This window comes from Actinosynnema sp. NPDC050436 (assembly GCF_040655415.1).
GTDB lineage: Bacteria > Actinomycetota > Actinomycetes > Mycobacteriales > Pseudonocardiaceae > Actinosynnema.
Genome location: NZ_JBFAJV010000017.1, coordinates 54838 through 79303, shown reverse-complemented (window position 1 = coordinate 79303; position 24466 = coordinate 54838). Strand labels below are relative to the sequence as shown.

At 73.0% G+C, this 24466-nt stretch carries 28 protein-coding genes; 11 read left to right on the top strand and 17 right to left on the bottom strand.

All coding sequences use genetic code 11. From position 1 onward, the window contains the following. Positions 1-119 precede the first annotated feature (119 nt). Together AB0I60_RS31550 and AB0I60_RS31545 are read left to right on the top strand one after the other, a co-directional pair. Entirely contained in the window at positions 120-1076 is a 957-nt protein-coding gene (locus AB0I60_RS31550; protein ID WP_360736218.1) for a chitinase, read from the top strand. Positions 1077-1110: 34 nt separating this feature from the next. Beyond that, positions 1111-1437, top strand: coding sequence for an MGMT family protein (locus AB0I60_RS31545; RefSeq protein ID WP_360736215.1), 327 nt, complete (start codon positions 1111-1113; stop codon positions 1435-1437). Here AB0I60_RS31545 and AB0I60_RS31540 read toward each other — a convergent pair. The 5 genes from AB0I60_RS31540 to AB0I60_RS31520 all read right to left on the bottom strand — a co-directional run bounded on the left by AB0I60_RS31540 (position 1400) and on the right by AB0I60_RS31520 (position 6220). Beyond that, on the bottom strand, positions 1400-1792 hold the full coding sequence (locus tag AB0I60_RS31540; RefSeq protein ID WP_360736212.1) for a tetratricopeptide repeat protein: 393 nt from the start codon (positions 1790-1792) through the stop codon (positions 1400-1402). The genes AB0I60_RS31545 and AB0I60_RS31540 overlap by 38 nt on opposite strands. Positions 1793-1861: 69 nt before the next feature. Then, a complete protein-coding gene (locus AB0I60_RS31535) occupies positions 1862-2659 on the bottom strand; it encodes a TIGR02569 family protein (RefSeq protein WP_360736210.1) in 798 nt (265 codons plus the stop codon). 169 nt (positions 2660-2828) lie between these two features. Continuing rightward, positions 2829-4001: an adenylyltransferase/sulfurtransferase MoeZ gene (moeZ, locus tag AB0I60_RS31530; protein ID WP_360736207.1), complete on the bottom strand. Its 1173-nt coding sequence runs from the start codon at positions 3999-4001 to the stop codon at positions 2829-2831. A 134-nt stretch (positions 4002-4135) separates the two neighbouring features. Beyond that, positions 4136-5155, bottom strand: a complete 1020-nt coding sequence (locus tag AB0I60_RS31525) for a DUF3152 domain-containing protein (protein WP_360736205.1) — start codon at positions 5153-5155, stop codon at positions 4136-4138. Between the two features lie 87 nt (positions 5156-5242). Continuing rightward, positions 5243-6220 (bottom strand): alpha/beta fold hydrolase, encoded by a 978-nt coding sequence (locus tag AB0I60_RS31520; RefSeq protein ID WP_360736202.1) that lies wholly within the window; start codon positions 6218-6220, stop codon positions 5243-5245. A 138-nt stretch (positions 6221-6358) separates the two neighbouring features. On the opposite strand from AB0I60_RS31520, the gene AB0I60_RS31515 reads away from it, so the two are divergent. Then, entirely contained in the window at positions 6359-7003 is a 645-nt protein-coding gene (locus AB0I60_RS31515) for a TetR/AcrR family transcriptional regulator (RefSeq protein WP_360736199.1), read from the top strand. A 191-nt stretch (positions 7004-7194) separates the two neighbouring features. Here AB0I60_RS31515 and AB0I60_RS31510 read toward each other — a convergent pair whose 3' ends face one another. Both AB0I60_RS31510 and AB0I60_RS31505 read right to left on the bottom strand, forming a co-directional pair. Next, positions 7195-8088, bottom strand: coding sequence for an alpha/beta hydrolase (locus AB0I60_RS31510; RefSeq protein WP_360736197.1), 894 nt, complete (start codon positions 8086-8088; stop codon positions 7195-7197). Next, positions 8061-8960, bottom strand: coding sequence for a diiron oxygenase (locus tag AB0I60_RS31505; RefSeq protein ID WP_360736195.1), 900 nt, complete (start codon positions 8958-8960; stop codon positions 8061-8063). Before AB0I60_RS31505 ends, AB0I60_RS31510 begins: the two co-directional genes overlap by 28 nt. A 102-nt stretch (positions 8961-9062) precedes the next feature. Between AB0I60_RS31505 and AB0I60_RS31500 the strand changes: the two genes are divergently transcribed. Together AB0I60_RS31500 and AB0I60_RS31495 are read left to right on the top strand one after the other, a co-directional pair. Further along, positions 9063-9785, top strand: coding sequence for a TetR/AcrR family transcriptional regulator (locus AB0I60_RS31500; protein WP_360736193.1), 723 nt, complete (start codon positions 9063-9065; stop codon positions 9783-9785). Continuing rightward, positions 9785-10105, top strand: a complete 321-nt coding sequence (locus AB0I60_RS31495; protein ID WP_360736190.1) for a DUF4873 domain-containing protein — start codon at positions 9785-9787, stop codon at positions 10103-10105. The genes AB0I60_RS31500 and AB0I60_RS31495 overlap by 1 nt, the downstream gene beginning before the upstream one ends. Positions 10106-10194: 89 nt before the next feature. On the opposite strand, the gene AB0I60_RS31490 is transcribed toward AB0I60_RS31495, so the two are convergent. Continuing rightward, the gene (locus AB0I60_RS31490) at positions 10195-10419 is read right to left on the bottom strand and encodes a DUF3107 domain-containing protein (protein WP_015098363.1); all 225 of its coding nucleotides are present in this window, start codon (positions 10417-10419) and stop codon (positions 10195-10197) included. A 62-nt stretch (positions 10420-10481) separates the two neighbouring features. Further along, positions 10482-11147: a ferritin-like fold-containing protein gene (locus AB0I60_RS31485; protein WP_360736186.1), complete on the bottom strand. Its 666-nt coding sequence runs from the start codon at positions 11145-11147 to the stop codon at positions 10482-10484. A 284-nt stretch (positions 11148-11431) separates the two neighbouring features. On the opposite strand from AB0I60_RS31485, the gene AB0I60_RS31480 reads away from it, so the two are divergent. The 3 genes from AB0I60_RS31480 (at position 11432) to AB0I60_RS31470 (ending at position 16253) form a co-directional block, all read left to right on the top strand. Next, entirely contained in the window at positions 11432-13870 is a 2439-nt protein-coding gene (locus AB0I60_RS31480; protein ID WP_360736183.1) for a DEAD/DEAH box helicase, read from the top strand. Positions 13871-13945: 75 nt separating this feature from the next. Beyond that, entirely contained in the window at positions 13946-15301 is a 1356-nt protein-coding gene (locus AB0I60_RS31475; protein WP_360736181.1) for a PQQ-binding-like beta-propeller repeat protein, read from the top strand. A 76-nt stretch (positions 15302-15377) separates the two neighbouring features. Next, positions 15378-16253, top strand: coding sequence for an alpha/beta hydrolase (locus AB0I60_RS31470; protein ID WP_360736178.1), 876 nt, complete (start codon positions 15378-15380; stop codon positions 16251-16253). A gap of 54 nt (positions 16254-16307) precedes the next feature. Here the strand turns inward: AB0I60_RS31470 and AB0I60_RS31465 are convergent, their stop codons facing one another. The 5 genes from AB0I60_RS31465 to AB0I60_RS31445 all read right to left on the bottom strand — a co-directional run bounded on the left by AB0I60_RS31465 (position 16308) and on the right by AB0I60_RS31445 (position 19161). Next, the gene (locus tag AB0I60_RS31465; RefSeq protein WP_360736176.1) at positions 16308-16604 is read right to left on the bottom strand and encodes a hypothetical protein; all 297 of its coding nucleotides are present in this window, start codon (positions 16602-16604) and stop codon (positions 16308-16310) included. An 8-nt stretch (positions 16605-16612) separates the two neighbouring features. Next, positions 16613-17452, bottom strand: a complete 840-nt coding sequence (locus AB0I60_RS31460; protein ID WP_360736173.1) for a PD-(D/E)XK nuclease family protein — start codon at positions 17450-17452, stop codon at positions 16613-16615. A 74-nt stretch (positions 17453-17526) separates the two neighbouring features. Further along, positions 17527-18384: a PHP domain-containing protein gene (locus tag AB0I60_RS31455; protein ID WP_360736170.1), complete on the bottom strand. Its 858-nt coding sequence runs from the start codon at positions 18382-18384 to the stop codon at positions 17527-17529. 14 nt (positions 18385-18398) lie between these two features. Further along, positions 18399-18959, bottom strand: a complete 561-nt coding sequence (locus AB0I60_RS31450) for a PH domain-containing protein (protein ID WP_360736168.1) — start codon at positions 18957-18959, stop codon at positions 18399-18401. Positions 18960-19002: 43 nt separating this feature from the next. Beyond that, a complete protein-coding gene (locus AB0I60_RS31445) occupies positions 19003-19161 on the bottom strand; it encodes a hypothetical protein (protein WP_360736165.1) in 159 nt (52 codons plus the stop codon). Between the two features lie 143 nt (positions 19162-19304). Here AB0I60_RS31445 and AB0I60_RS31440 point away from each other — a divergent pair, with 143 nt between their 5' ends. Continuing rightward, complete coding sequence (locus AB0I60_RS31440) at positions 19305-19718, top strand: NUDIX domain-containing protein (RefSeq protein WP_360736163.1); 414 nt, start codon at positions 19305-19307, stop codon at positions 19716-19718. Between the two features lie 48 nt (positions 19719-19766). Here the strand turns inward: AB0I60_RS31440 and AB0I60_RS31435 are convergent, their stop codons facing one another. Both AB0I60_RS31435 and AB0I60_RS31430 read right to left on the bottom strand, forming a co-directional pair. Further along, positions 19767-20846, bottom strand: a complete 1080-nt coding sequence (locus tag AB0I60_RS31435) for a DUF2332 domain-containing protein (protein ID WP_360736161.1) — start codon at positions 20844-20846, stop codon at positions 19767-19769. A 71-nt stretch (positions 20847-20917) separates the two neighbouring features. Then, complete coding sequence (locus AB0I60_RS31430; protein ID WP_360736159.1) at positions 20918-21424, bottom strand: MaoC family dehydratase; 507 nt, start codon at positions 21422-21424, stop codon at positions 20918-20920. A gap of 296 nt (positions 21425-21720) precedes the next feature. Between AB0I60_RS31430 and corA the strand changes: the two genes are divergently transcribed. Both corA and AB0I60_RS31420 read left to right on the top strand, forming a co-directional pair. Then, on the top strand, positions 21721-22803 hold the full coding sequence (gene corA / locus AB0I60_RS31425) for a magnesium/cobalt transporter CorA (RefSeq protein ID WP_360736156.1): 1083 nt from the start codon (positions 21721-21723) through the stop codon (positions 22801-22803). Between the two features lie 257 nt (positions 22804-23060). After that, a complete protein-coding gene (locus AB0I60_RS31420) occupies positions 23061-23336 on the top strand; it encodes a hypothetical protein (protein ID WP_360736154.1) in 276 nt (91 codons plus the stop codon). Positions 23337-23348: 12 nt separating this feature from the next. Here the strand turns inward: AB0I60_RS31420 and AB0I60_RS31415 are convergent, their stop codons facing one another. Next, complete coding sequence (locus AB0I60_RS31415) at positions 23349-24434, bottom strand: DUF2332 domain-containing protein (RefSeq protein ID WP_360736151.1); 1086 nt, start codon at positions 24432-24434, stop codon at positions 23349-23351. Positions 24435-24466: the final 32 nt, after the last annotated feature.

Below are 24466 nucleotides of genomic sequence, written 5' to 3'. Positions count from 1 at the left end.
GACACGGCCGTTTTGTACGGTCTCTTGACAAATCCGAGTGGTCCAGGCCACTTTGGGTAGGTCCCCGGCGCACGCGTCCCCGCCGCCGCAGCGTGCTCCCCCTGCGTCCCGGAGGAACGATGAAACCCTTGCGGCGGTTGATGGTCACGATCACGGCGGGTCTCGCGGCGATGTCCCTCGCGCCCGCCGCCCAGGCCGCGCCGGACCCGGTCCTGGCGGCGCCCTACCTGTACCAGTGGGGTGCGAAGCCCAACCCGGTGACGGTGATGAACCAGACCGGCGTGAAGGCGTTCACGCTGGCGTTCATCCTCTCGGACGGCGGGTGCAACCCCGCGTGGGACGGCCGACGCCCGCTCACCGGCGCGGACGCCACGCTGATCCGCAACATCCGGGCCGCAGGCGGTGACGTGGTCCCGTCGTTCGGCGGCTGGTCGGGCACCAAGCTGGGCCCGCGCTGCTCGTCGGCGGCGGCGCTCGCGGCGGCCTACCAGAAGGTGATCGACGCCTACCAGCTCAAGGCCATCGACATCGACATCGAGAACACCGACGAGTTCGAGAACGCCACCGTGCAGGACCGGATCCTGGGCGCGCTGAAGATCGTGAAGCAGAACAACCCGGCGGTGCGGACGGTGGTCACCATGCCGACCAACCGGGCCGGGCTGAACTCGTGGGGCACCCGGCTGGTCACCCGGTCCAAGGAGCTGGCCGCGCCGGTCGACGTGTGGGCGGTCATGCCGTTCAACTTCGGCGGGCCCAGCGACCTGGTGGCGGGCACCAAGTCCGCCGTGGACGGGTTGAAGAACCACGTCAAGGCGACCTTCGGGCTCTCCGACGACGCCGCGTACCGGCGCAGCGGGCTGTCGTCCATGAACGGCATCACCGACACCGGCGAGACGGTGACCACGGCGCAGTTCCGCGCGATCCGCGACTGGGCGGCGAGCAAGCACCTGGCCCGCTTCACGTTCTGGGCCACCAACCGCGACAAGGGCAACTGCGGCGGGTCCGGCAGCGATTGCAGCGGCACCAACCAGGGCACGTACGACTTCACCAAGATCGTGGCCGGCTACACCGGCTGACCGGACGGCCCCGCCGGCGTGGAAAACTGGGTCGGTGGATGAAGAGTTGCACGAACTGGTCCGCGAGACCGTGCGGTCCATCCCCCGGGGCCGGGTCGCCACCTACGGCGACGTCGCCGACCTGTCCCGGGCCCCGTCGCCCCGGCTGGTCGGCCAGGTCCTGAACCAGGACGGGCACGACCTGCCGTGGCACCGGGTGCTGCGCGCCAACGGCACGTGCGCGCCGCACATCGCCGACGCGCAGCACCAGCTGCTGCGCGAGGAGGGCGTGGCGGTGGTCGACGGCAAGGTCGACCTGCGCGCGTACCGCTGGGAGGACGCGGTCAGGGAGAAGGCGGAGGAGCCACCCGGTCTGTGGTGACCCGCTGCTCGACCCTCGCCAGCTCGGCCAGCACGTCGGGGTCGCGGGTGAGCGCGGCGGCGAGCCGGAGCTGCGGCAGCGCCTCGGCGTGCCGGCTGCGCCGGCTGAGCGTGCGGCCGAGCAGCAGCCGGGCGTAGCCGTCGGACGGGTCGAGGTCGACCAGCTCGCGCAGCACGCCCTCGGCCCGGCCCAGCGCCGCCGAATGGAAGTGCGCGAGGGCCAGCTCGGTGAGCACGGTCCGGTCGGCCGGGGCGAGTTCCGCCGCCTGCGCCAGGAACCGCGCGGCGCTGCTCGGGTCGCCCGCGGCGCGGAACTCCCGGCCGTGGTCGAGCAGTTCGCGGATGTCGGTGGTCACAACGCCTCCTCTGCTCCGGGGGTCTCGACCGCATCAACCTGGTTGAGGTCTCAACTATTCCACCGGGGATCAGAGCAGTTCGAGCACCCGGGTGGTCGTCCGCTCCAGCCCGACCAGCGAACCCGGGCCCGACAGCGGGTGCAGCGCGTGCACCGCGAGGCGGAACAGCGTCGCGCGCAACAGGATCTGCGGCCACTCGGCGAGGTGGGCCCAGCGCTGGATCAAGCCGTGGTCCGCGCCGCCCCAGGAGGTCGCGTCCACCACGACGATCGCGGCTCCGTACTCGGCGGGGCGCCAGAACGCTTTGAAGTCGATGACGGCCGGTGCCGCGTCGCCCGCGAACAGCACGTTGCCGAAGAGGTCGCCGTGCACCACCTGCGGCTTGAGCGCGACCGGCTTGCGGTAGGCGGCGAGCAGCTCGAAGAGCCGGCCGCCGAGCGCCGGGTCCAGCTCGGCCCCGCCCTCCTCCCACGCGCAGCGGTCGGCGACGGCGAACACGTCCGCGCGGGCGTCCAGGAAGCGGGGCTTGGTGAGACCCCGGGTCGCCTGGTGCAGCCGGACGGCGACCTCCACGATCTCGTCGTGCCGGGGCTCTGCCCGACCGGACAGGTACTTGGTGGCGGCCCACCCGCCGACGACGTACCGGCCGTCGGTGGACCGCAGGGGTCTGCCCACGCGCAGGTTGTCCACGGTCAGCGTGTCGAGGGTCTTGGCGACCCACGTCGCCTCGGCGGGCCTGCCCGCCGGCCGGATCGCCGCGTCGCCACAGCGCCACACCGGACCGGCGTCGATCAGCTCCGGCTCGGCGTCACGCGCGCCGAACGCGGCGCGCACGTGCGACGGCGGCGGCTCCGGGGATGGGGTCACGCCGGCACGCTACCCGCAGGAGCCTCGTGTTCGGTGGACGCAGCGCCGCGAGTGACGCGGTCTGCACCCATCCGGCCCAACCGCACTATTGCGGTTTCACAGTATTGCCAAGATCACGTCCGACGAGAGCGCCGGGGGCCGCCCGCGCACGGGCGACCCCCGGATTACCTCAGTACGTGGGCAGCGACGGGTCGACCTCGCGGGCCCAGGCCAGCACACCGCCGCCGACGTGCACGGCGTCCTTGAAGCCCGCGCGGTGCAGGGCGGCCAGCGCCTCGGCCGAGCGCGCGCCGGACTTGCAGTGCAGCACGACCTGCTTGTCCTGCGGCAGCTCGGAGAACGCCTCGCCGGACAGGATGCGGTCCTTGGGGATCAGCACCGAGCCGGGGATCCGCACGATCTCGTACTCGTGCGGCTCGCGGACGTCGACCAGCAGGAAGTCCTCACCGGCGTCCTGCTTCTGCTTCAGCTCCAGCGGGGTGATCGTGTTGCCCGCCGCCGCCTGCTGCGCGTCGTCGGACACCACGCCGCAGAACGCCTCGTAGTCGATCAGCTCGGTGATCTTGATGCTCGCCGGGTCCTTCCGGATCTTGATGGTCCGGTAGGTCATCTCCAGGGCGTCGTAGACCATGAGCCGACCGAGCAGCGTCTCGCCGATGCCGGTCAGCAGCTTGATCGCCTCGGTCACCATGATCGAGCCGATCGACGCGCACAGCACGCCCAGCACGCCGCCCTCGGCGCACGACGGGACCATGCCGGGCGGCGGCGGCTCCGGGTAGAGGTCGCGGTAGTTCAGGCCCTGGCCGTCCGGCGCGTCCTCCCAGAACACGCTGACCTGGCCCTCGAACCGGAAGATCGAGCCCCACACGTACGGCTTGCCCAGCAGCACGGCGGCGTCGTTGACCAGGTACCGGGTGGCGAAGTTGTCCGTGCCGTCCAGGATCAGGTCGTAGTCCCGGAAGACGTCGAGCACGTTCTCCGAGTTCAGGTGCACCTGGTGCAGGTTGACCTTCACGAACGGGTTGATCTCGGCGACCGAGTCGCGCGCGGACTCCGCCTTGGGCTTGCCCACGTCCGACTGGCCGTGGATGACCTGGCGCTGGAGGTTCGACTCGTCGACGATGTCGAAGTCCACCACGCCCAGCGTGCCGACCCCGGCCGCCGCCAGGTAGAGCAGCGCCGGCGAACCCAGCCCGCCCGCGCCCACGACCAGGACCTTCGCGTTCTTCAGCCGCTTCTGACCGTCAACCCCGACATCCGGGATGATCAGGTGCCGGCTGTACCGCGCGACTTCTTCCTTGGTCAGCTCCGCTGCGGGCTCCACGAGCGGCGGAAGCGCCATCTGATCCTCCTCGACGAAACATGTCCTGTACCGACGGACAACACCAGCCTGGCGCACCGTCTTCCCGGATGGGAAGCCGTCCCAGAGCGTGGACGGCCCCGGAACCACCCCGTCCAGGATGCCCGAACGGCGGCCTAGCGAGGTGCCACGGGGAACGCGTTCGGCGTGCACACCTTGCCGTCGTTGGGCACCACGCCCCGGTTGGAGGAGTCGACCTCGTTCAACTGGGCCACGTAGTCGTTGGCCACCCCGAAGGACTGCTGCATCATCACCGGCGCGGCGTGCCCGTTCTCCGCGCAGCCCTCGTGGCCGTTGCCCAGCGCGTGGCCGACCTCGTGGTTGATCGCGTACGCGCGGTAGGTCGACAGGTCGTTGCTGTACGCCTTCGCGCCGCGCACCCAGCGGGCGACGTTGATCACCACGCGCTTGGTCGGCGGGTGCCAGCACGACGACTCGTACTGGATCTGGAAGCCGCACATGCTGTGCGTGGTCGACGTGGTGGTGAGGCTCACGGTGAAGTCCACCGGCTGGTCGGGCTCGACGCGCTGCATCGCCACCTGGCCGCTGCCGATCCAGCTCCGGCTGTCTGCCAGGACGCCGTCGACGGTCCGCGCGAACGCCTCGCGGTCACCGCCGTAGTCGGCCGCCTCCACGCCGTCCTCGACGGCCACCGCGTACCGGTAGACCCGGCCCTGCCCCACCTGCGGGGCGGAGCCCGCGATGACCTGCCACGTGCCCGCGCCCTGCTCGGAGAACTTCGGGCCGTCGGGCAGCACGGCGGTGGGGATGGTGATCAGGTCCACCTTGGCGGGCGGCGTCTCCCCCGCCGCCGGCGGGCCCGACGACGTCGGCGCGCTCGACGGCGCGGCGGAGGTCTCGCCGGCGGAGTCGACCTGGTCGGGCGCAGCGGTGTCCAGCACCACCAGCGCGGTCAGCACCACCAGCACGGGGATGGCGTAGATCCGCCAGCCGTAGCCGGCGACCAGGCCCTTGAACCCGCGCCGCCGGGGGCGCGGCCGGTGGCCGGCCGGCTCCCAGGAGGCGGTCAGCGGCTCGGCCCCGGTGCGCCGGGAGCCCCGGCGGTAGCGGTCGTCCGGGGGGGACGGCCGGGCACCCGGGGCGGGCGCGCGCCCGTCCTGCGATGTCCGGTTCACGGCGAACAGGGTGCCACAACCGCGCCCACCAGGTGGACGCCGGTGCCGGCACCGCGCGCGGGGGCCCGGCCACCGCGCCGCACGGGTCTACCAGGCATCCCCGGACTCCCACATGCCCAGCACCGCTCGCGCCACCGACTCCGGGCGCTCCATCTGGGCGACGTGGCCGGTGCGGGGCAGCACGAGCAGCCGCCCGCGCGGCAGCAGCCGGGCGACCCGGGGCGCCTTGCGGGCGCTGACCAGCCGGTCGTCGGTGCCCCACACCACCAGCGAGGGCGCGGTGACCCGGGGCGGCAGCAGCCACATCGACCGGGACCTGGGCACCAGCCACGACCGGATCAGCTCCACCGTGCTGCGCCCCAGCGCGTCGCCCGCCCACGGCTGTGCGGACCGCTCCGCGTACTCCTCCACGGACTGCTCGATCCGCACGTCCGGCACCGTCGACGGGTCCGCGAAGCACAGCCGCAACATCTGCTCGGTCCGCGCGCGGGGTGTTGTCAGCGCCAGTCGTCGGCGCACGCGCGCGCCGACGACCGGCAGGAACGCCAGCGGCAGCCGGGGGTCGGACACCCGGCGCAGGCTGGGCCGCAGGTCGGGCACGGCGGGTGAGACCAGGGTCAGCGAGCGCACCAGGTCGGGCCGGGTCGCGGCGGTGATCAGCGAGATCGCGCCGCCCATGGAGTTGCCGAACAGGTGCACCGGGCCGACGCCGAGGGACTCGACGAACCCGGCCACCACCTCCGCGTGCGTGGTCATGCTGAACGTGTAGCCGGGGATCGGCTCGGAGCGGCCGAAGCCCGGCAGGTCCAGCGCGTGCCCGGCGACGTGCCCGGACAGCTGGCCGGCCAGGTCGGTCCAGTTCGTCGCCGAACCGCCCAGGCCGTGCACGTAGACGGCGGTCGCGCCGGCCGGGCCGGGCGTGCGCCGGACGTGCACGGTGTGCCCGGCCACCTCGACGTAGTCACCAGGCCAGGGCGCGCTCGTTGTGTCCACCGGAGGTAGCGGCGCGGCGGACAGGGGCACGTGGGTGATGGCGGGTCTGCTCGCCTCCAGGGTCTCGGTCATTGCTCCAGGATGCCTTCCCGGGCGTCCTACGAAACGAGAAGCTTTCCCAGGACGCTGCTACCAGCGAGTAAGGTTGCCGACGAGCCGGCGGGGTCACCCCTTGCCGGTTCCGCGATGGACAGGTTGGCTGGAGGCACCATGACGGAGACGGCCCAGACCACGGTCGGGCACAACGGCGGCGCGGGACGGGGGGTCCGCCTCCCACGCACCGCCCGGCGTGCCCAGTTGCTGGCCGCGGCGCAGGACGTGTTCGTGACCAACGGCTACCACGCCGCCGCGATGGACGAGATCGCCGAGCGCGCGGGCGTCAGCAAGCCGGTGCTCTACCAGCACTTCCCCGGCAAGCTGGAGCTGTACATGGCGCTGCTGGAGTCCCACGTGGACGAACTGGTGGGCCGCGTGCGCGACGCGCTGGACTCCACCTCGGACAACAAGCAGCGGGTGAAGGCGACCGTCGGCGCGTTCTACGACTTCGTGGACGGCGAGGGCCAGGCGTTCCGGATGGTCTTCGAGTCCGACCTGCGCAGCGAGCCGGCGGTGGCGCAGGCCGTGGAGCGGGCGACGACCGAGACCGTGGAGGCGATCACCGAGACGATCACCGCCGACACCGGCCTGGACGAGCACCGCGCCAAGCTGCTCGCGGTCGGCCTGGTGGGCTTGTCCCAGGTCACCGCCCGTGCGTGGCTGGCCGACGACCGCCAGGTCCCGAAGGAGGACGCGGTGGCCCTGATCTCGACCCTCGCCTGGCGGGGCATCGGCGGCGGCTTCCCCCTCCAGAATTGAATTGCCGCGCCTCCAGCGCGGCGGGCTCGGCCGCTTCAAGTCGGCAGGTCGAGCCTGATTTCCCGTCGATCGGGCCTTCGGCTCGGTCGACGGCAAATGAGACTCGACCTACCGACGCGGCCTCGCGTGGTGGTGCGTCGGTAGGACGCGGCCTCGCGTGGTGGTGCGTCGGTGGGACAGGGCTGGAGCTGTCACAGGAGTGCGACGATGTGTGCGGTGACCTCGGTTGACCGCTCCAGGGGCAGCATGTGCCCCGCGCCCGGGTAGACCACCAGTTCGGCGTCGGTCATCTCGTCGGCGATGGTCCGCGCGTGCCCGGCCGGGGTGAGCCGGTCGGCCCCGCCGGCCAGGACCACCGCCGGGATGCCCGCGAACCGCTTCAGCGACCTCACCCGGTCGTGGGCGTCCAGGGAACCCCGGAACGCCACCATGGCCACCGGGTTGCACCGGCCCACCATGACCGCCGTGGACGCCACGTCGCGCCACAGCGGCTGCCGGCCGAACAGCAGCCACCGCAGGCCGGGGCGCAGGACGCCGGTGCGCTGCAACAACTGCGGTCGGCGCAGGCGGGCGAGCTGCCGGTTCGAGGCGCGCTCGCCGGCCAGGAAGGCATGGCCCCACACGCCCGGCAGCCCGAGCGTCGAGCCGGACAGCCCGCCCGACGACGTGGCGACCAGGACGACCCCGGCGACGCGGTCGAGCAGCGCGGGGTGCCGCTCGGCCAGCGCCATGATCGTCATCCCGCCCATCGAGTGGCCCGCGAGCACGACGCGCCCGGTGGGCACCCGGGCCGCGAGCAGCTCGGCCAGGTCGTCCGCGCACCGCTCGATCGTGGACGTCTCCGCCGAGGACGCCGCAGATCCGCCGTGCCCCCGGTGGTCGTAGCGGAGCACCCGGCCGGGCAGGGCCGGGGCCACCTCGTCCCACGACGTGTGGTCCAGGGTCCAGCCGTGCACGAGCACGGTGGTCACCCCGGCGTCGCGCGGACCGCTGTCCACGACGTGCAGCGCCGTCCCGTCGGAGGCCACGAACCGGTGGTCCGGCGCCCAGGGCGCGCTCACCCGAGGAGGAACGAGCGGCGCCATGCCCGCATCCCCGGCTTCCCGACCAGTCCGTGCTCGTCCAGGAACTTCATGATGCGCTCGCCGGACCACCGGATCGTCTCCTGCCAGTTCGGGTTGCCCAGCGCCGCCCGGTGCGCCTCCTCCTTGTCCAGGCCCACCGCCGCGTACACCTCCGGGTTGATGAGCGACCGGGTGATGAACATCGACGTGGTGGCGATCAGCCAGCGCTGGTAGGGCAGTTCCTTCCGGGTGAGGGTCTCCACGCCGCGCACGACCTCCTCGCGGGCGAACCGGACGTGCCGCGCCTCCTCCAGCACGTGGATCCGGTTGACCATGCGCACCAGCGGCTGCACGGTCTCGTCGGCCATGGTCTCGCGCTGCATCCGGTCGAGGATCTCCTCGGCGACCAGGATCGAGCCGTACAGGGCGGGGCCGTAGCCGATCACCGGGAGCAGCTTGCCGAGCTGGTAGGTGTACCGGCGCGGGCCGTAGGGCGGGCAGCCGATGCGCTCGACCATCCGGGCGAACATGGTGGAGTGCCGGCACTCGTCGGCGACCTCGGTCAGCGCGTACTGCGCGTGCTTGGTCGTCGGGTCGGACCGGTAGACCTCCTTGAGCAGCATCTGCATCAGCAGGATCTCGAACCACAGGCCGACGCTGGCCACGCTGGCGACCTCGTGCCGGGACAGGTCGATCCGCTGCTCGGGCGTCATCCGGTCCCACAGCTCGGTGCCGTAGAGCGAGCACCGGTGCTCGGGGGTGTACCGCAGGCCGTCGACCAGGGGCGCGGACCAGTCGATGTCCACCTCCGGGTCGTAGAACTTGTCCGCCGAGGAGTTGAGCAGCCGCTCGGCGGTCTTCTCGCGGTCGGCGACCTTCGCGGTCCTCGTCATCGGGTCCCTCCCCGGGTGGGGTGCTCGCGGCCACCGGTCGTGCGCGGTCACCGGGTTTATCTGCGACTTGAGGTAACAGTTACTTCTGGTAGCGTGCGTCACATGGCTCGAACTGTCAAGGGCGGGACGGACGCGCGCCGGGAGCGCTGGAAGGGGCACCGCGAGGCGCGTCGCGCGGAGTTCGTCGAGGCGACGATCCGCGCCGTGGCCGCGCACGGCCCCGATGTCGGCATGGACGAGATCGCGGCGGCGGCGGGCGTGAGCAAACCCGTGCTGTACCGGCACTTCGCCGACAAGTCCGACCTCTACCTGGCGGTCGGGCAGCGCGGCACGGAGCTGCTGATGGACCGGATGGTGCCGGCGATCACCCACGAGGGGCCGATCCGCGCCCGGATCCGGGGCATCGTCGACGCCTACCTGTCGGTCATCGAGGAGAACCCGAACCTGTACCGGTTCGTGGTGCGCAAGTCGTTCACCGACCGCCCGGTCGAGCAGGACGTCGTGCACGAGGACAAGCAGCTCATCGCCGCCGCGCTGGCCCGCCTGCTGGGCGACTACCTGCGCGCGTTCGACATGGACTCCGGCGGGGCGGAGCCGTGGGCGCACGCCCTGGTCGGCATGGTCCAGAACGCCGGCGACTGGTGGCTGGACCGCCAGTCCATGACCCGGGCGAGCCTGAGCGACTACCTGGCCACGATCATCTGGCACGCCATCGACGGCCTGCTCCGGTCGGCGGGCGTCGCGCTCGACCCGGACGCACCGCTGGCCACCGATTTCACCGAGGAGACCGCGCGGCTGCGGCTCGTCAACGGCGAGGAGGGCTGATGTCCGGAGAGCACGACGAGGACGGGTACACCGGGGAGGCGGTGCTGGTGTTCGGCCGGCGCGAGGTCCCGGTGCGGGTCGAGCTGCGGGGGTACTTCCAGCCCATCGACGGGCGGTACCACTGGTACGGCCGGGTCGCGGCGGACGACCGGGTCACCGAACTGGTGGAGGCGGGCGCGCGGACCGCGCTGCTGCGCACGCCGGGCGGTTCGGCGACCGGCGCGCTGACCGACCCCGACCCGTGGCGGCGCTACCGGGTGGCCGGCACGAGCACGCCCCCGTTCACCGTCCCGCCGCCGGAGCCGTCCGAGGCGATCTGACCCGGCCCGGCCGGGCACGACGAAGGGGCGTCCCGCGAGCGGGACGCCCCTGCCGTCAGCTCTGCCGATCCCTCGACGGGACCGAGGTCCTACGCCGTGAAGCCGACCTTGCGCGAGTCGCTCGGACCGATCTCCACGTACGCGATGCGGCTCGCGGGCACCACGTAGCGGGCACCCTTCTGGTCGACCAGCGTCAGGTGGCCGCTGCCCGCCCTCAGCGCGTCCGCGACCTGCGATTCGACCTCATCGGGGGACAGAGAGCTCGACACCACGAGCTCACGCGGACTGTCCGCGACGCCGACCCTGACCTCCACGCTGACCTCCGTACACGCGTTGACCGCCCGAACCAGCGGTCAGACAACCTTCGAAATCAACCCTAGCCGAGCCCGAGCGCCGTCATGCGCCGCGTGTGGCTCTGCTGGAGCCGCCGGAACAGCCCGGCGATGCCGGCGAGGTCGCCGGAGCCGCGCACGATCAGCTCGGCGAGCGGGTCGCGCTCCGCCACCACGTACTGGGCCTGCGTCAACGCCTCGCCGAGCAGCCGGCGGCCCCACAGCGTGAGCCGGTCCTTGATCTTCGGGTCCGCCTCGCAGGCCGCGCGGACTTCGCGCTCGGCGAACGCCGAGTGGCCCGTGTCGGCCAGCACCGCGAGCACCAGCTCCCCGGTCGGCTCGTCCAGCCACTGCGCGACCTCGCGGTAGAAGTCCGCCGCCAGGCCGTCGCCGACGTACGCCTTGACCAGCGACTCGTGCCACGACTTGGGCGCGGTCGAGGCGTGGAAGGCGTCGAAGCCCGCCACGAACGGGCTCATGGCGTCCTCCAGCACGTGGCCGTGGTCGGCCAGGTAGCGCTCGATCAGCGTGAAGTGGCCGATCTCCGCCGCCGCCATCGCGGACAGGTCGGCCCGCCCGGCCAGCGTCGGCGCGGTCCGCGCGTCCTCCGCCAACCGGTCGAACGCCGACAGCTCGCCGTAGGCCAGCGCGCCGAGCAGGTCGACCACGCCTTCGGCCACCTGGCCGGACTCCACCGCTCCGTCACCCATGGCGCGAGCCTAGTCGGGTGGTCTTCGCAACACCCCAGGCACGCGACTCCGCAGCGACCCGGCCCGTTCCACCCCGAACGGCCTAGTCGGGAGGTAGAGTGGTCACCCGACGCCCGGCGCGGCGCGGCCCACCAGGGGCTCGCAGCGGTGCCGAGAGCCGACTACGGCGGCACCGTGCCGCCAGGAGAGGGTGCGCGCATACCTCGCAGGCCCTCCCGCGCCACACGCCCGGCCGTCCCCACGGCCGCGCGGCGGTGGGCGCGGTCGAGTGGCCCGTACAGGCCGTGCGCGCTGGTACGAGAGAGGCGATCATCCTGACCGCGACAAACGAAGAGACCCATCTGGACGCGGTGGCGTTGGAGCACAGCGAGCGCGGGGTCCCCGACGTGGACACCTCGCACCCGCTGGTCGCCAACGCGCCGGTCCGGTCCGACTCCCCCACGTTCGCCGAGCTGGGCGTGCGCGCCGAGATCGTCCGCGCGCTGGCCGAGGCGGGCATCGAGCGCGCGTTCGCCATCCAGGAGCTGACGCTGCCGCTGGCGCTGGCCGGCGACGACGTCATCGGGCAGGCCCGCACCGGCACCGGCAAGACCCTGGGGTTCGGCGTGCCGCTGCTCCAGCGCGTCACCGTGCCGGGCGACGGCACGCCGCAGGCGCTGGTCGTCGTGCCGACCCGTGAGCTGTGCCTCCAGGTCACCCACGACCTCACCGACGCCGCCAAGCACCTGGGCGTGCGGGTGCTGGCCATCTACGGCGGCCGGCCCTACGAGCCGCAGATCAACGCCCTGCGCAAGGGCGTCGACCTGGTCGTGGGCACGCCGGGCCGGCTGCTCGACCTGGCCGAGCAGCGCCACCTGGTGCTGGGCAAGGTGCGCGGGCTGGTGCTGGACGAGGCCGACGAGATGCTGGACCTGGGCTTCCTGCCGGACATCGAGCGCATCCTGCGCATGGTGCCCGACGAGCGCCAGACGATGCTGTTCTCGGCGACCATGCCGGGGCCGATCATCACGCTGGCCCGCACGTTCCTGAACCAGCCCACGCACGTGCGCGCCGAGGAGAACGACGCGGGCGCGATCCACGAGCGCACCGAGCAGTTCGTCTACCGGGCGCACGCGCTGGACAAGACCGAGCTGCTGGCGCGCGCGTTGCAGGCCCGCGAGCGCGGCCTGTGCATGATCTTCACCCGCACCAAGCGCACCGCGCAGAAGGTCGCGGACGAGATGGTCGAGCGCGGGTTCGCCGCCGCCGCCGTGCACGGCGACCTGGGGCAGGGCGCACGTGAGCAGGCGCTGCGGGCGTTCCGCAGCGGCAAGATCGACGTGCTGGTGGCGACGGACGTGGCCGCGCGCGGCATCGACGTCGAGGGCGTCACGCACGTGATCAACTACCAGTGCCCGGAGGACGAGAAGACCTACGTGCACCGCATCGGCCGGACCGGTCGCGCGGGTCGCACGGGCGTCGCCGTCACGCTGGTGGACTGGGACGAGATGCCGCGCTGGAAGATGATCAGCGACGCGCTCGACCTGGGCAAGCCGGAGCCGGTGGAGACGTACTCGACGTCCGACCACCTGTTCGCCGAGCTGGACATCCCGGCGGGCTCGACCGGCCGGCTGCCGCTGGGCCTGCGCACCCGCGCGGGCCTGGACGCGGAGCCGGAGGAGAACCTCAAGGGCGAGCGCAAGCCCCGCAAGCGCGGGCGCAAGCGCGGCGCGGGCGGTGCCCCCGGCACCAACGGCGAGGCCCCGGCGACCGCGGACGGCACCGAGAACGGCGGCGGCCGGACCCGTCGCCGCCGGCGCAGCCGCGCGGGCGTCGCGGACGGCGAGGTCGCCGAGGCGACCCCTGCGCACGGCCGGACCGCCACCGGCCAGGTCGAGAACGGCCAGGTCGAGGACGGCGGGACCGCGAACGGCGAGGCCGGCTCGGCCGAACCCACCCGGTCGCGCCGCCGGCGTCGTCGTGGCGGCTCGTCCGGCGAGGCCGTGACGACCGCCAACGGCTCCGCGCCCGAGGTCGACCCCGCGCAAGGCGACGCGGGCCAGGACAGCCCGGCGCAGGGCGCCGCAGCGGCGGACGCGGCACCCGTGGCGGAAGCCCCCGCCGGCGAGGCGCCGACCCGCAGCCGCCGGCGCAGCCGGGCCGGGACGTCCGCCCAGGCCAACGCCGGGAGCGCACCCGTCGACGCCCCGACCGCGCCGGAGGCACCCGCCGCCGACGCCCCGGCCGAGGCGACCGCGCCCAAGCGGACCCGGACCCGCAAGAAGGCCGAACCGGTCGACATCCCGGCGGACGTGCCCGCCGAGGCGGTCGCGGTACCGGTCACCGAGGTGACCGAGACCGTCCCCGAGGCCGCGCCGAAGCGCACCCGCACGCGGAAGAAGGCCGAGCCCGCCGAGGCCCCGGCCGGCACCGCGCCGGCGGCGGCCGACCAGCCGGCGGCCGAAGCGCCCCCGAAGCGGACCCGCACCCGCAAGGCCGCGGCACCCGCCGAGGCGGGCGAGGCGGCCGACCAGCCCGCAGCGGAGGCCCCGAAGCGGACGCGCACCCGCAAGGCGGCCGAGGCCACCGCCGACGCGCAGCCCGAGGAAGCGGCGACCCGTCCCCGGACCAGGCGCAAGGCGGAGAGCGCGGACGCGGAGGACGCCGAGCGCCCCCGCACCCGCAGGCGCCGCACGCGAACCGAGGCGGAAGGTTCCCCCGACGCCCTGCCGTCGGCAGACTGACGCCTCACACGGATCTCCGGCCACGTGCGGCAGCATGTGGCCGGAGACATCAGCGAACCCATCGGGAGCCGGGCAGTGGGCCAGCCGGAACAGGCGGAGTCGAACGGGCAGGTGGTGGTGGACGGCGAACCGTCCGCCGACACCGACCGACCGGCCGCCGTCGCCACCGAAGACGTCCTGGCGGAACCCGCGCCCGGCGGCACCGACGACGGCCCGGTGGGCCCGGTCCGGACCTGGCGGACGCGGGGCGACTACCTCGCCCTGGCGCTCGTGGTGGTCGGGGTGCTGGTCGCGGGCCTGCTGGTGTGGGTGTCCAGCGACGCCCGCAACACCACGACGCAGACCGGCTCGGACCAGTTCACCCCGCTGCAGCCGGTGACCGTGCTGCCGCCGTCGCTGGGCGAGCTGTGGCGCGCTCCCAGCGCCGCCACCCAGGTGCCGGTGCACCTGGACTCGGTGGTGGTGACCGGGGACGGCGGCGAGGTCCTCGGCCGGGACGCGCTGACCGGCGACGTCCGCTGGCGCTACAGCCGCAACTGGCCGCTGTGCACGGTGAGCACGGCCTGGGGCCGGGTGTTCGCCCTGTACCGCAAGGACACCAACTGCTCGGAGCTGACCACGCTGGAGGCCGCGTCCGGCAAGCGCGGCGCGCAGCGCAACGGCGACGCCGCGCTGGACACCCGCCTGCTCAACGAGGGCTCGCACGTGCTGGCCACCGGTGAGACGTACTTCGAGGTGTACCGGCGCGACGACCTGGTGCGGTCGCTGGAGTACGGCACGCTGCGGGCGATCGTGAACTCCGGCAAGCAGCCCCGGCCGGGCTGCCAGTACGGGTCGTTCGCGGTGACCGGCGGCAAGGCGGCGGTGGTCGAGCGCTGCTACCACCAGGACCCGTCCGACCGGATCACGGTGCTCAAGCCCAACCCGGAGAAGTCCGACGAGCCGCAGGTGATCAGCACCGCGCTGATCGGGGCCAAGGGCGCGCGGGTGGTCGCGGTGACCGCCAACCGGGTCGCGGTGGCCGTGCCGGGCAAGCTCGTCGTGTTCGACGCCGAGACCGGCGGGCTGATCCAGGAGTACCCGGTCGAGGTGAGCGCGCAGGAGCTGGCGGGTGACCCGCCGGGCCGGGTGGTCAGCACGATGACCAGCACCGCCGCCGTGTACTGGTTCACCGGGTCGCGCACGGTCGCGCTGTCCCTGGCCGACCTGAACCCGCTGTGGACGACCGAGTCCCAGGGGCCGGGCACGACGCTGGCGGGCCGCGCGCTGATCCCCGTGAAGGACGCGCTGAAGGTGGTCGACCAGGTCACCGGCGAGGAGATCGGCCGCGTGCCGGTCGACCGGGGCGGCTACACCGGCCCGGTGCTGATGGGCACCGAGGGCCCGGTGGTGCTGGAGCAGCGCGGCGACACGCTGGTCGCCCTGCGCTGACCGGCGGGCGGGTGCCGCCGGCACCCGCGTTCGCTCACCTGCGCGCGTCCGCGCGTCGTGCGGCACACTGCGAGACGTGCACTCGCAGCTCAGCCCGCACCGCGCGGAACGCGTCGACCTCCCCGGCCGGTTCGGCCCGATCGCCGCGCTGCGCTCGCCCGCCTGCGGGGCCGACCGAGGTGCCACGGTGCTGCTGGTGCCCGGCTACACCGGGTCCAAAGAGGACTTCGCGCCGCTGCTCGACCCGATCGCGGACGCCGGCCTGGAGGTCGTGGCGATCGACCTGCCCGGCCAGTACGAGTCGCCGGGTCCCGCCACCGAGGCCGACCACCGGCCCGGTCCGCTGGGCGCCGCGCTGGCGGAGCTGGTCGGCAAGCTGGCCTCGGAAGGCCGGCGGGTGCTGCTGCTGGGCCACTCCTACGGCGGTCTGGTGGCGCGCGGCGCGGTGCTCGCGCAGGCCCCGGTCACCGGGTTGACGCTGCTGTCGTCCGGGCCGGCCGAGCTGCCGCCGGGCGAGCGCCGGGTGGCGCTGGACCGGGGCGAGCCGCTGCTGCGCGAGCGGGGTGTCGCGGCGCTCTACGAGTTCACCCTCGTGCGGGCGGCGCTGAACCCGCGCTGGGCCCTGGTGCCGCAGCAGCTCAAGGACTTCTACCGGGAGCGGTTCCTGCGCTCGTCCGCCGCCGGCCTGCTCGGCATGGGCGACGCGCTGCGCACGGAGCCCGACCTGGTGGCGAAGCTGGCCCGGTTGCTGCGCTCGTCCGGCACGCCGTGCCTGGTGGTGTGCGGCGAGCTGGACGACGCCTGGTCGGCGGCGAGCCAGCGGGACATGGCCGAGCGCCTGGACGCCGACTTCGCCGTCCTCGCGGGCGTGCTGCACTCGCCGAACACGGAGGCCCCGGACGCCCTGCTGGCCACGCTCCTGCCGACCTGGCGGGCCTGGCTCAGCGCCTGACCCCGGCGGGACCGCCCACGCCCACCGCGAGCCGCTCAGCCCCGGCGGACCCGCTCACGCCCACCAGTAGAACCACAGGGTCGCCGCGCCGGCCACGAGCACCGCCAGGCCGCACAGCCCGGCCACCCAGCCCGTGCGGCGGTCGGCGACCACCTGCGCCACCACGGCGACGGCGGCGGCCACCACGTGCCCCACCACGACGTCCACGCCGGGCCCCGGCAGGTCGTGCACCCCCGCGTAGACCTGCACGCCGATCAGCGCCAGCGCCAGCAGCGCGAGCCCCACGGCCACGCACCCGCCCACCCCGCGCCACGCCTTGAGCGCGCGCGGCTCGGCCTCCACCTTCGTCACGGATCTCCCTACGGCGCGAGCAGAGCCCACGGGTCGAGTGTCGGGGCCGCCCGCTGCCCCTCCGGGCAGCTCCGGCGGAAGTCGCACCAGGTGCACTGGTTGCCCGTGCGGGGCGGGTACAGCACCTCCGGGTCGCCGCCGGCGGCGAGCGTGTCGGCGGCGAGGCCGATCTCGTCGGCCGCCTCCTCGGCCCGCGACACGTGCCGCGCGAGGCTCTCCTCGGTGTGCTCCCACACCGCGACGGCACCGGTGGGCAGGTGGTGCAGCTCCACCCGGTGGCACGGCTTGCGCAGGGTGCGCCGGGCGGCGAGCGCGTAGAGCGCCAGCGCCTGGGAGCCCCGGGCGTCGTCCACGGTCAGCGCGTGCCGCCCGGTCTTGTAGTCGACGACGACCAGCTCGCCGTCGCGCAGGTCGATGCGGTCGACCCGGCCCTCGGCGACGATCTTCGCGGTCGGCGCGGACACCCAGCGCTCGATGCCGACCGGGTCGACGGAGGTGTCGAGGTCGGCGACGTAGTCGCGCACCCACCCCTCGGCCCGGCCCCGGTAGACGGCGGCCTGCTCGGGGTCGCGGAACCCCTCGTTCTTCCACTGCCGGTGGAGCTGGGCCACGGCCTGGTCCGGGGTGCGGCGCTCGGGCGGCAGGTCGAACAGCGCCTTGAGCGCGTTGTGCACGACCGCGCCCAGCGTGTTGTGCGCCCACGCCCCGCCGCGCGGCGGCGCGGGCCGGTCGACGTAGGCCATGCGGAACCGGCGCGGGCAGTCCGCCCACGTCGAGAGCTTCGACGGCGTGACCCGCACGAGCTTCCTCGGCATCGCGCCGAAGTCGAACCCCAGCTGTTCCTGCACCGGACCAAACTACCGAGGCGGACCGACAGCCCGGGAACTGCCTGCGAACGGCCCAGGCCCCCTCGGCGGTCGGCCTAGCCGACCAGCACCTTGCAGCCGGTGGCCCGGTCGGCGATCGCGTCGAGCACGTCGGGTGATGTGGACTCCGCGCCCAGGCGCACGGTTTTGTTGGTGCCGTGGTAGTCCGACGACCCCGTGGTGAGCAGCCCCAGCTCGCCCGCGAGCCCGCGCAGCCGCGCGCGGGTCGCCGGGTCGTGGTCGGGGTGGTCGACCTCGACGCCGGCCAGCCCCAGGTCGGCGAGGTCGGCCAGCACGGCGTCGGACACGATCGGCCCCCGGGAGGAGGCGAAGGGGTGCGCGAGCACGGTGACGCCGCCCGCGTCGGCGATCATGGCGATGGCGCGCGCGACCGGCGTGTCGGTGCGCGGCACGTAGTACCGCCCGCCGGTCAGGTACCGGGCGAACGCCTCGTCCACGCTGGACACGACACCGGCCCGGATGAGCGCCATGGCCAGGTGCGGGCGGCCGGCGGGTGCGTCGGCGGGCATGGACGCCATCAGCTCGTCCGGGTCGACGGGGAAGCCGTCCTCCACCATCCGCACGGCCATCCGGCGCAGCCGGTGGCGTCGTTCGGAGCGCAGCCGGAGCTGCTCCTCGACCAGGGCCGGCGAGGTCGGGTCGTAGAGGTAGGCGAGCAGGTGGACGGTGATGACCCTGCCTCGACCGTCGTCCGACGCGCAGGACAGCTCCGCGCCGCGCACCAGGCGCAGGCCGGGGGGCAGCGCGTCGGCTGCCTCCGCCCAGCCGGCGGCGGTGTCGTGGTCGGTCAGCGCGACGGCGGACAGACCGGTGGCCGCCGCGGCGGCCACCAGCTCCGCGGGCGTGTCGGTGCCGTCGGACTCGGTCGAGTGGGTGTGCAGGTCGATGCGCACCCGCCCAGTCTGACCTACGGGACCATCTTCTTCCCGCGCGCCGCCCGCTGCGCCTTGATCATCGAGAACCTCTCGGCCTGCGCCTTCTTGTCGCCGAAGGTCAACTCCGAGATGGCGTCGTAGACCTCCTCGGGGTTCGGCAGGTACTCGATCCGGTTGAGGGCCTGGATCTGCCCCGCCGACTCCACGACCAGCGTGCCGAAGCCGAACATGCGCCCGACCACGGTCCGCTCGTAGGTGAGGTCGGTGACCTTGCTGATCGGCATCATGGCCACCTTGGTCTCGAAGACCCCCGACGAGATCATGAACCTCTTGTCGGTGACGACGATCCGCTCCACCCACCACTCCATGACGAAGTAGGCCAGCCTGAGCAGCACGAACAGCGCGGCGTACCAGAGGATGTTCTGGACGACGCCCGCGTTGTCGGGCAGCAGGTAGGAGATCATCATCGCGCCGGCCAGCAGGGCCGCCGCCTCCAGGAGGTCCCAGATCAGACTGCTCCAGTGCCTGCGGACCCGGATGACCCGACGCTCCGTGGGGAGCAGGTACTCGTCGGGGTCCCTCGGTGCGAACATGCCTCGGACCTGACCCTTCGCCGTGGGGGACGAGCCGGGCGACTCAGAACAATTGTTTCACGAAGGTGATGAGCGCCTCAGCGGCTCCCCGCAGTGTGCCCAGGACGTTCTGGACGAGCTGAGCCGCCTGCTGCGGCTCCGCGATGAGGAAGAACAGGACCAAGCCGACCCCGGCGAAAGTGAGAATCTTCTTCAGATTCACGGTGATCAACCCCGTTCGCTACCCGCACCCGTTTGGCGCCAGTGAAAACCGTTGTACCGCACAGCGCGGCACCTTGGGAGTTTTGTACCGCACCTGGGGTAGCCGCCTGCACCGCCGTTCCGGTGTGACTACGGTCGGTCACCGTGACCTCCGATCGAACTCCCTTGATCCGCTGTGTCGGCGGTGTCGTCCATGACTCGAACGGGCGACTACTACTCGTGCGGAGGGCGAATCCCCCAGGTGAGGGACGGTGGTCGGTACCGGGCGGACGAGTCGAGCCCGGCGAGGGTGATGCCGAGGCCGTGACCCGCGAAGTCCTGGAGGAGACCGGACTCTGCGTGACGGTCGGGCCGCTGCTGGGCCGCGTCACCCGACCGGCGGCAGACGGCGTCTACGACATCCACGACTACGCCTGCCTGGTGCGATCGGGTGTGCTCCGACCGGGCGACGACGCTTCGGAAGCCCGGTGGGCGACCACTGCGATCTTGGACACACTTCAGCTCGTCGACGGCCTCCGGGAGGCGCTCCACGCGTGGGGAGCACTCCCCCGGGCCTGATCGACTTCGCCCGATCGTGGCTGGACGACACGGGCGGTCAGCAGGCGGTCAGGGCAGCCAGACCAGCCGCTGGCCGTGCAGCGCGGTCCGGGCGAGCGCCTTGGCCGACACCACCTCCCCGGCCTCGAACCGGACCAGGCCGAGCACGCCGGACGCGGTGTCGCCCGCACCCAGGTCGTCGCGGCCGGGCAGCACGTGCTCCAGCGCTTCCGAGTACCCCTCGTGACTGACCCACCAAACCGGGCGGTCGAGCCCCCGCAGGGCGCGCACGAAGTCGGCCGCCGGCAGGTAGGCCAGCACGCTGCTGGTCACCACCACCAGCGGCAGCTCCGAGGGCACCTGCGCGGCGGCGGCGGCCAGGTCGTCCACGGCGTCGCCGGTGACGAACACCGGCGGCGACTTGCGCTGCACCCCGGCGGCCACCCCGAACAGCCGCAGGCGCTCGGGCTGGTCGGCCCAGACGCACGCCTCCAGCCACGCGTAGGTGTCCTCGTCGGTCAGGTCGGCCGGCGCGCGGTCCAGGCCGACCTTCGCCGCCACCTTCACCGACTTGGGGATGCGGGGCAGCTCCGCGCCGGGGGCCAGCTCCAGCGCGCAGTGCAGCCCCAGCGCGGCCTTGGCCGGGCCGGCGACCAGCTGCCCGGCCTGCTCGGTCTGGTACCGGTAGCCGTACTGGTCCAGGCCCAGCAGCAGCCCGGCCGAGCAGCCGACCTCCAGCAGCCCGACCGGGCCCTTGACCATCGCCACCGCCGGGTAGAGCAGGGCGGCCCGGCGCACCTCGTTGGTCTGCGTGGAGCGGGTGGCGATCAGCTCCCGCATCCGGTCCGCCCGCTCCAGCACGAACTCCCGGAACAGCGGCCAGGTGCGCTCGTCGGCCCCGTACGTGCCGCCCAGCGACGGGTAGTAGTCCGTCAGCGCGTGGAACGGCTCGGCCTGCACCAGGCGGTGCGCCGCCGCCAGGAACAGCGTCGCGTGCGCGAAGTGCTCCGGGGCGGCGGTCAGCAGCCCGGCGACCTCGGGATCGTCGGCGGCGCGCACGGCCAGGTGCTCGTAGAGCGGCGAGACCCCCTGGGTCTCCCGTTCCGCGAACCGGGACAGTCGCCGTTGCACCAGATCCAGAGCAGTCACGTCACTCCTTCGTGCTAGTCGATCCGAACCGGCGGCCGTCCGCGCGGACCGGGCACCACCGCCCACGTCCGTCAGCCGAGCTTCGGCTCGGGCCGGCCCGGCTGCTCGCCGCCCCGGCTGTCGCCGTACGAGCGCTTGGGCACCATCACCTTGCGGCGGAACACGCAGACGACGGTCCCGTCCTGCTTGTACCCGCGCGTCTCGACGTGCACGACACCCCGGTCGTCCTTGGACTTCGACGGGGTCTTGTCGAGCACCTCGGTCTCACCGTAGAGGGTGTCGCCGTGGAAGGTGGGCTTGATGTGCCTGAGCGACTCCACCTCCAGGTTGGCGATCGCCTTGCCCGACACGTCGGGCACGGACATGCCCAGCAGCAGCGAGTAGATGTAGTTGCCCACCACCACGTTCTTGCCGAAGTCGGTGGTCTCCGCCGCGTAGTGCGCGTCCAGGTGCAGCGGGTGGTGGTTCATCGTCAGCAGGCAGAACAGGTGGTCGTCGTACTCGGTGACCGTCTTCCCGGGCCAGTGCTTGTAGACCGCGCCGACCTCGAACTCCTCGTAGTACCGCCCGAACTGCACCGCGCGCCTCCGTTGGCTCGTGTCCGGGGCCCGTGATGGAGCACCCCACGACCGGGACGACAGTGTGGACTCGGGAGGAGTACCCTCGGCAACCGGTCTGTGAGCGACTCCACCGCCACGGACGACCGACCCGAGGAGGTGAGGGCTACCGATGAGTAACGACCCCCATCCTGCGAGTACCTCGCGCGTCCTCCGCGGAGGGTCGGCTTCCCACAGCTAGGCCCAGCGCTGTCCGGTCGGGGACGTGCCGTCGTGATCTCTTCCCACGCGAGTCGACGCCCCTGTCTGGAGGACCCGTGCCCAGCTTGCCCTCGCTCGGCGGCCTGAGAGGCCGCGTGCCCGACCGCGACCGCCCGGCGGTGCCGATCCCCGTGCCGCTGTCGGCGTACGTGGTCGACTGCGGCGTGTACGTCGACGGCGAACGGCTGTCCGGCCGGTGGTCGCACACCGACGCCGTGGGCGAGGTGCGCCGGCGCGGCGACGGGTTCGTGTGGATCGGCCTGCACGAGCCGGACGAGGAGCAGATCCAGGGCGTCGCCGAGACGTTCGGGCTGCACGAGCTGGCCGTCGAGGACGCCGTGCACGCGCACCAGCGGCCCAAGCTGGAGCGGTACGACAACACGCTGTTCATGGTGCTCAAGACCGTGCGGTACGTCCAGAACGCGTCCCCCGACACGGCCAACGAGATCGTGGAGAGCGGCGAGATCATGGTGTTCCTCGGCCGGGACTTCGTGGTCACGGTCCGGCACGGCAACCACTCCGGCCTGGCGGCGGTGCGGCGCGAGCTGGAGGGCGACGCGGAGAAGCTGCGGGTCGGCCCGGCCGCCGTGCTGTACTCGATCGCCGACCACGTGGTGGACAACTACCTCGACGTGACCGACCACATCGAGGACGACATCGACCAGATGGAAGCGCTGGTGTTCGCGCCGCGCAGCCGGATCAGCGCCGACCAGATCTACCTGATGAAGCGCGAGGTGCTGGAGCTGCGCCGCGCGGTGATGCCGCTGGCGGTGCCGCTGCGCAGGCTGGCCGAGGGGTACACGCCGCTGATCCCGGAGCAGGTGCGGTCGTACTTCCGCGACGTCGACGACCACCTCACCGAGGTCTCGGAGCGGGTGATGAACTTCGACGAGCTGCTGACCACGCTGGTGGACGCGACGCTCGCCAAGATCACGCTCCAGCAGAACTCGGACATGCGCAAGATCTCGTCCTGGGTGGCGATCATCTCGGTGCCGACCATGGTCGTCGGCGTCTACGGGATGAACTTCGACTTCATGCCGGAGCTGCACTGGCGCTACGGCTACCCCATGGTGATCACGATCATCCTGGTCGCCTGCCTCACCCTGTACCGAATATTCCGTCGGAACCGCTGGCTGTGACCCCGAACCACCCCGACCCGACGGGACCCCACCATGACCAGAATGCTCACCAACCTCCGGTTCTGGATCCTCGCCTTCCTGATCGGCTGGCTGACCACGGTCACCCTGCTGATCGCCACCGGGAACTAGCGGGGACCACCGCCCCACCTCCGGCGCGGAGGTGGGGCGCGCAACGCCGCCCACGGCGACCGGATCGTCCACAGTGGACCCAGCCGGCCCACTGACCCGTTGCCCCGCCGACCACCGATACCGGCCGCGTGACGATGCGCTCACGGGCCTGGCAGACCCCGTTCACCGAGGTGCCCTGGGCCGACATCGCGGCCTGGTTCCACGAGGGTGCGGCGCGCGAGCCCGCGATCCGGTACGGCGCCGACATCGTGGGCAGCGTCCGCTCCTGCGGCGACGTCCTCATCGAGCACCGCTCCCCCACCGGGCACGACGACCGGGTCATCGTGCCCGTCGCCCAGGCGGTCCCGCTGTTCTGGCGGTTCGTGGCCGAGAAGTTCGGCGTGCACGCGGACCGGTCGCGGTAGGGCTGCGCCCGGTCAGGCCCACGGCTCGGTGTGCCAGGCGAACGGGATGCCGTGCCCGGCCCCGGAGCCCAGGCGCAGCGAGATGCCGCTCGGCCACAGCTTCAGCAGGAGCTGGAAGTCGTAGCGGGTGGTCTCGTGGGTCCGGCGCGGTTCGAAGACCAGCAGCGCCAGCGGGGCCATCGGCGTCGCGCGGCCGGCCGCGTCGGCGAGGATCGCCCGGCCCATGGCGCGGTCCGCCGGGGACGCGTACTGCCACACCACCGAGTGCCACACCACGGTCAGCACGTCCCGCTCCGGCCGGGCGAGCTGCTCGGCCAGCCACTCCGGCCCGGTCGCCCGCTGCACCGGCACCGGGTCGAGCTGGGCCAGGTCCAGCGCGGCCTGGAGGCGTTCCCACCGCCACCGCTGGTCCGCCCACACGAACGACGACAGGTGCAGCCGCCCGTCCTCCGTGCACACGTCCACCGGGTTGACGTCGCAGCCCGACCGGCGGACCAGGCGCAGGTTGTGCGACAGGTCGACGGCCGGGCGGCCGGTCCACCGCACGTCCAGCGCGAACGGGCTGCCGACGTCGCCGAACACCTCGTCGCCCACCCGGTAGGCGATCCGGTGCGGGCGCAGGTTCAGGCCGCCGGACGCGCCCACCTCCAGCAGCCGGACCGGGAAGGTGGTGCGCCTGCCGACCGCGTCGGCGACCAGGTGCGCGGCGGTCTGGAGGCCGCCGAACAGCGGGGCGTTGCGGCCGGGCTCGTTGGTCTGCACGACGGTCGCGTTGACCAGCGCGCGCAGCTCGTCCACCTGCTCGTGCAGCACCGGCAGCACGTCGTCCCACAGGGTGTCCAGGCGCGGTTCCCCGCCCGCCGTCGGGTAGTGCCCGGCCAGCCGGGGCGCGCGGCCCTCCAGCACCACCCGGTGCAGCGCGCCGGCGAACCGCAGGCCGGGGACGGTGCCCTTGCGGTCGCACTCCGCGCCCGCCATCACCCGCGCGGTGATCCCGCCGCGCGCCAGGTCGGCCGCCGCCGACACCAGCAGGGTGTGGGTGAGCGGACTGTGGTCCCGACAGCCGCGAGCCGCGTCGAGGAACATCTCGGCGAGCACACCTGGCGACGCTAGTCCGGATCGTGCCGCGC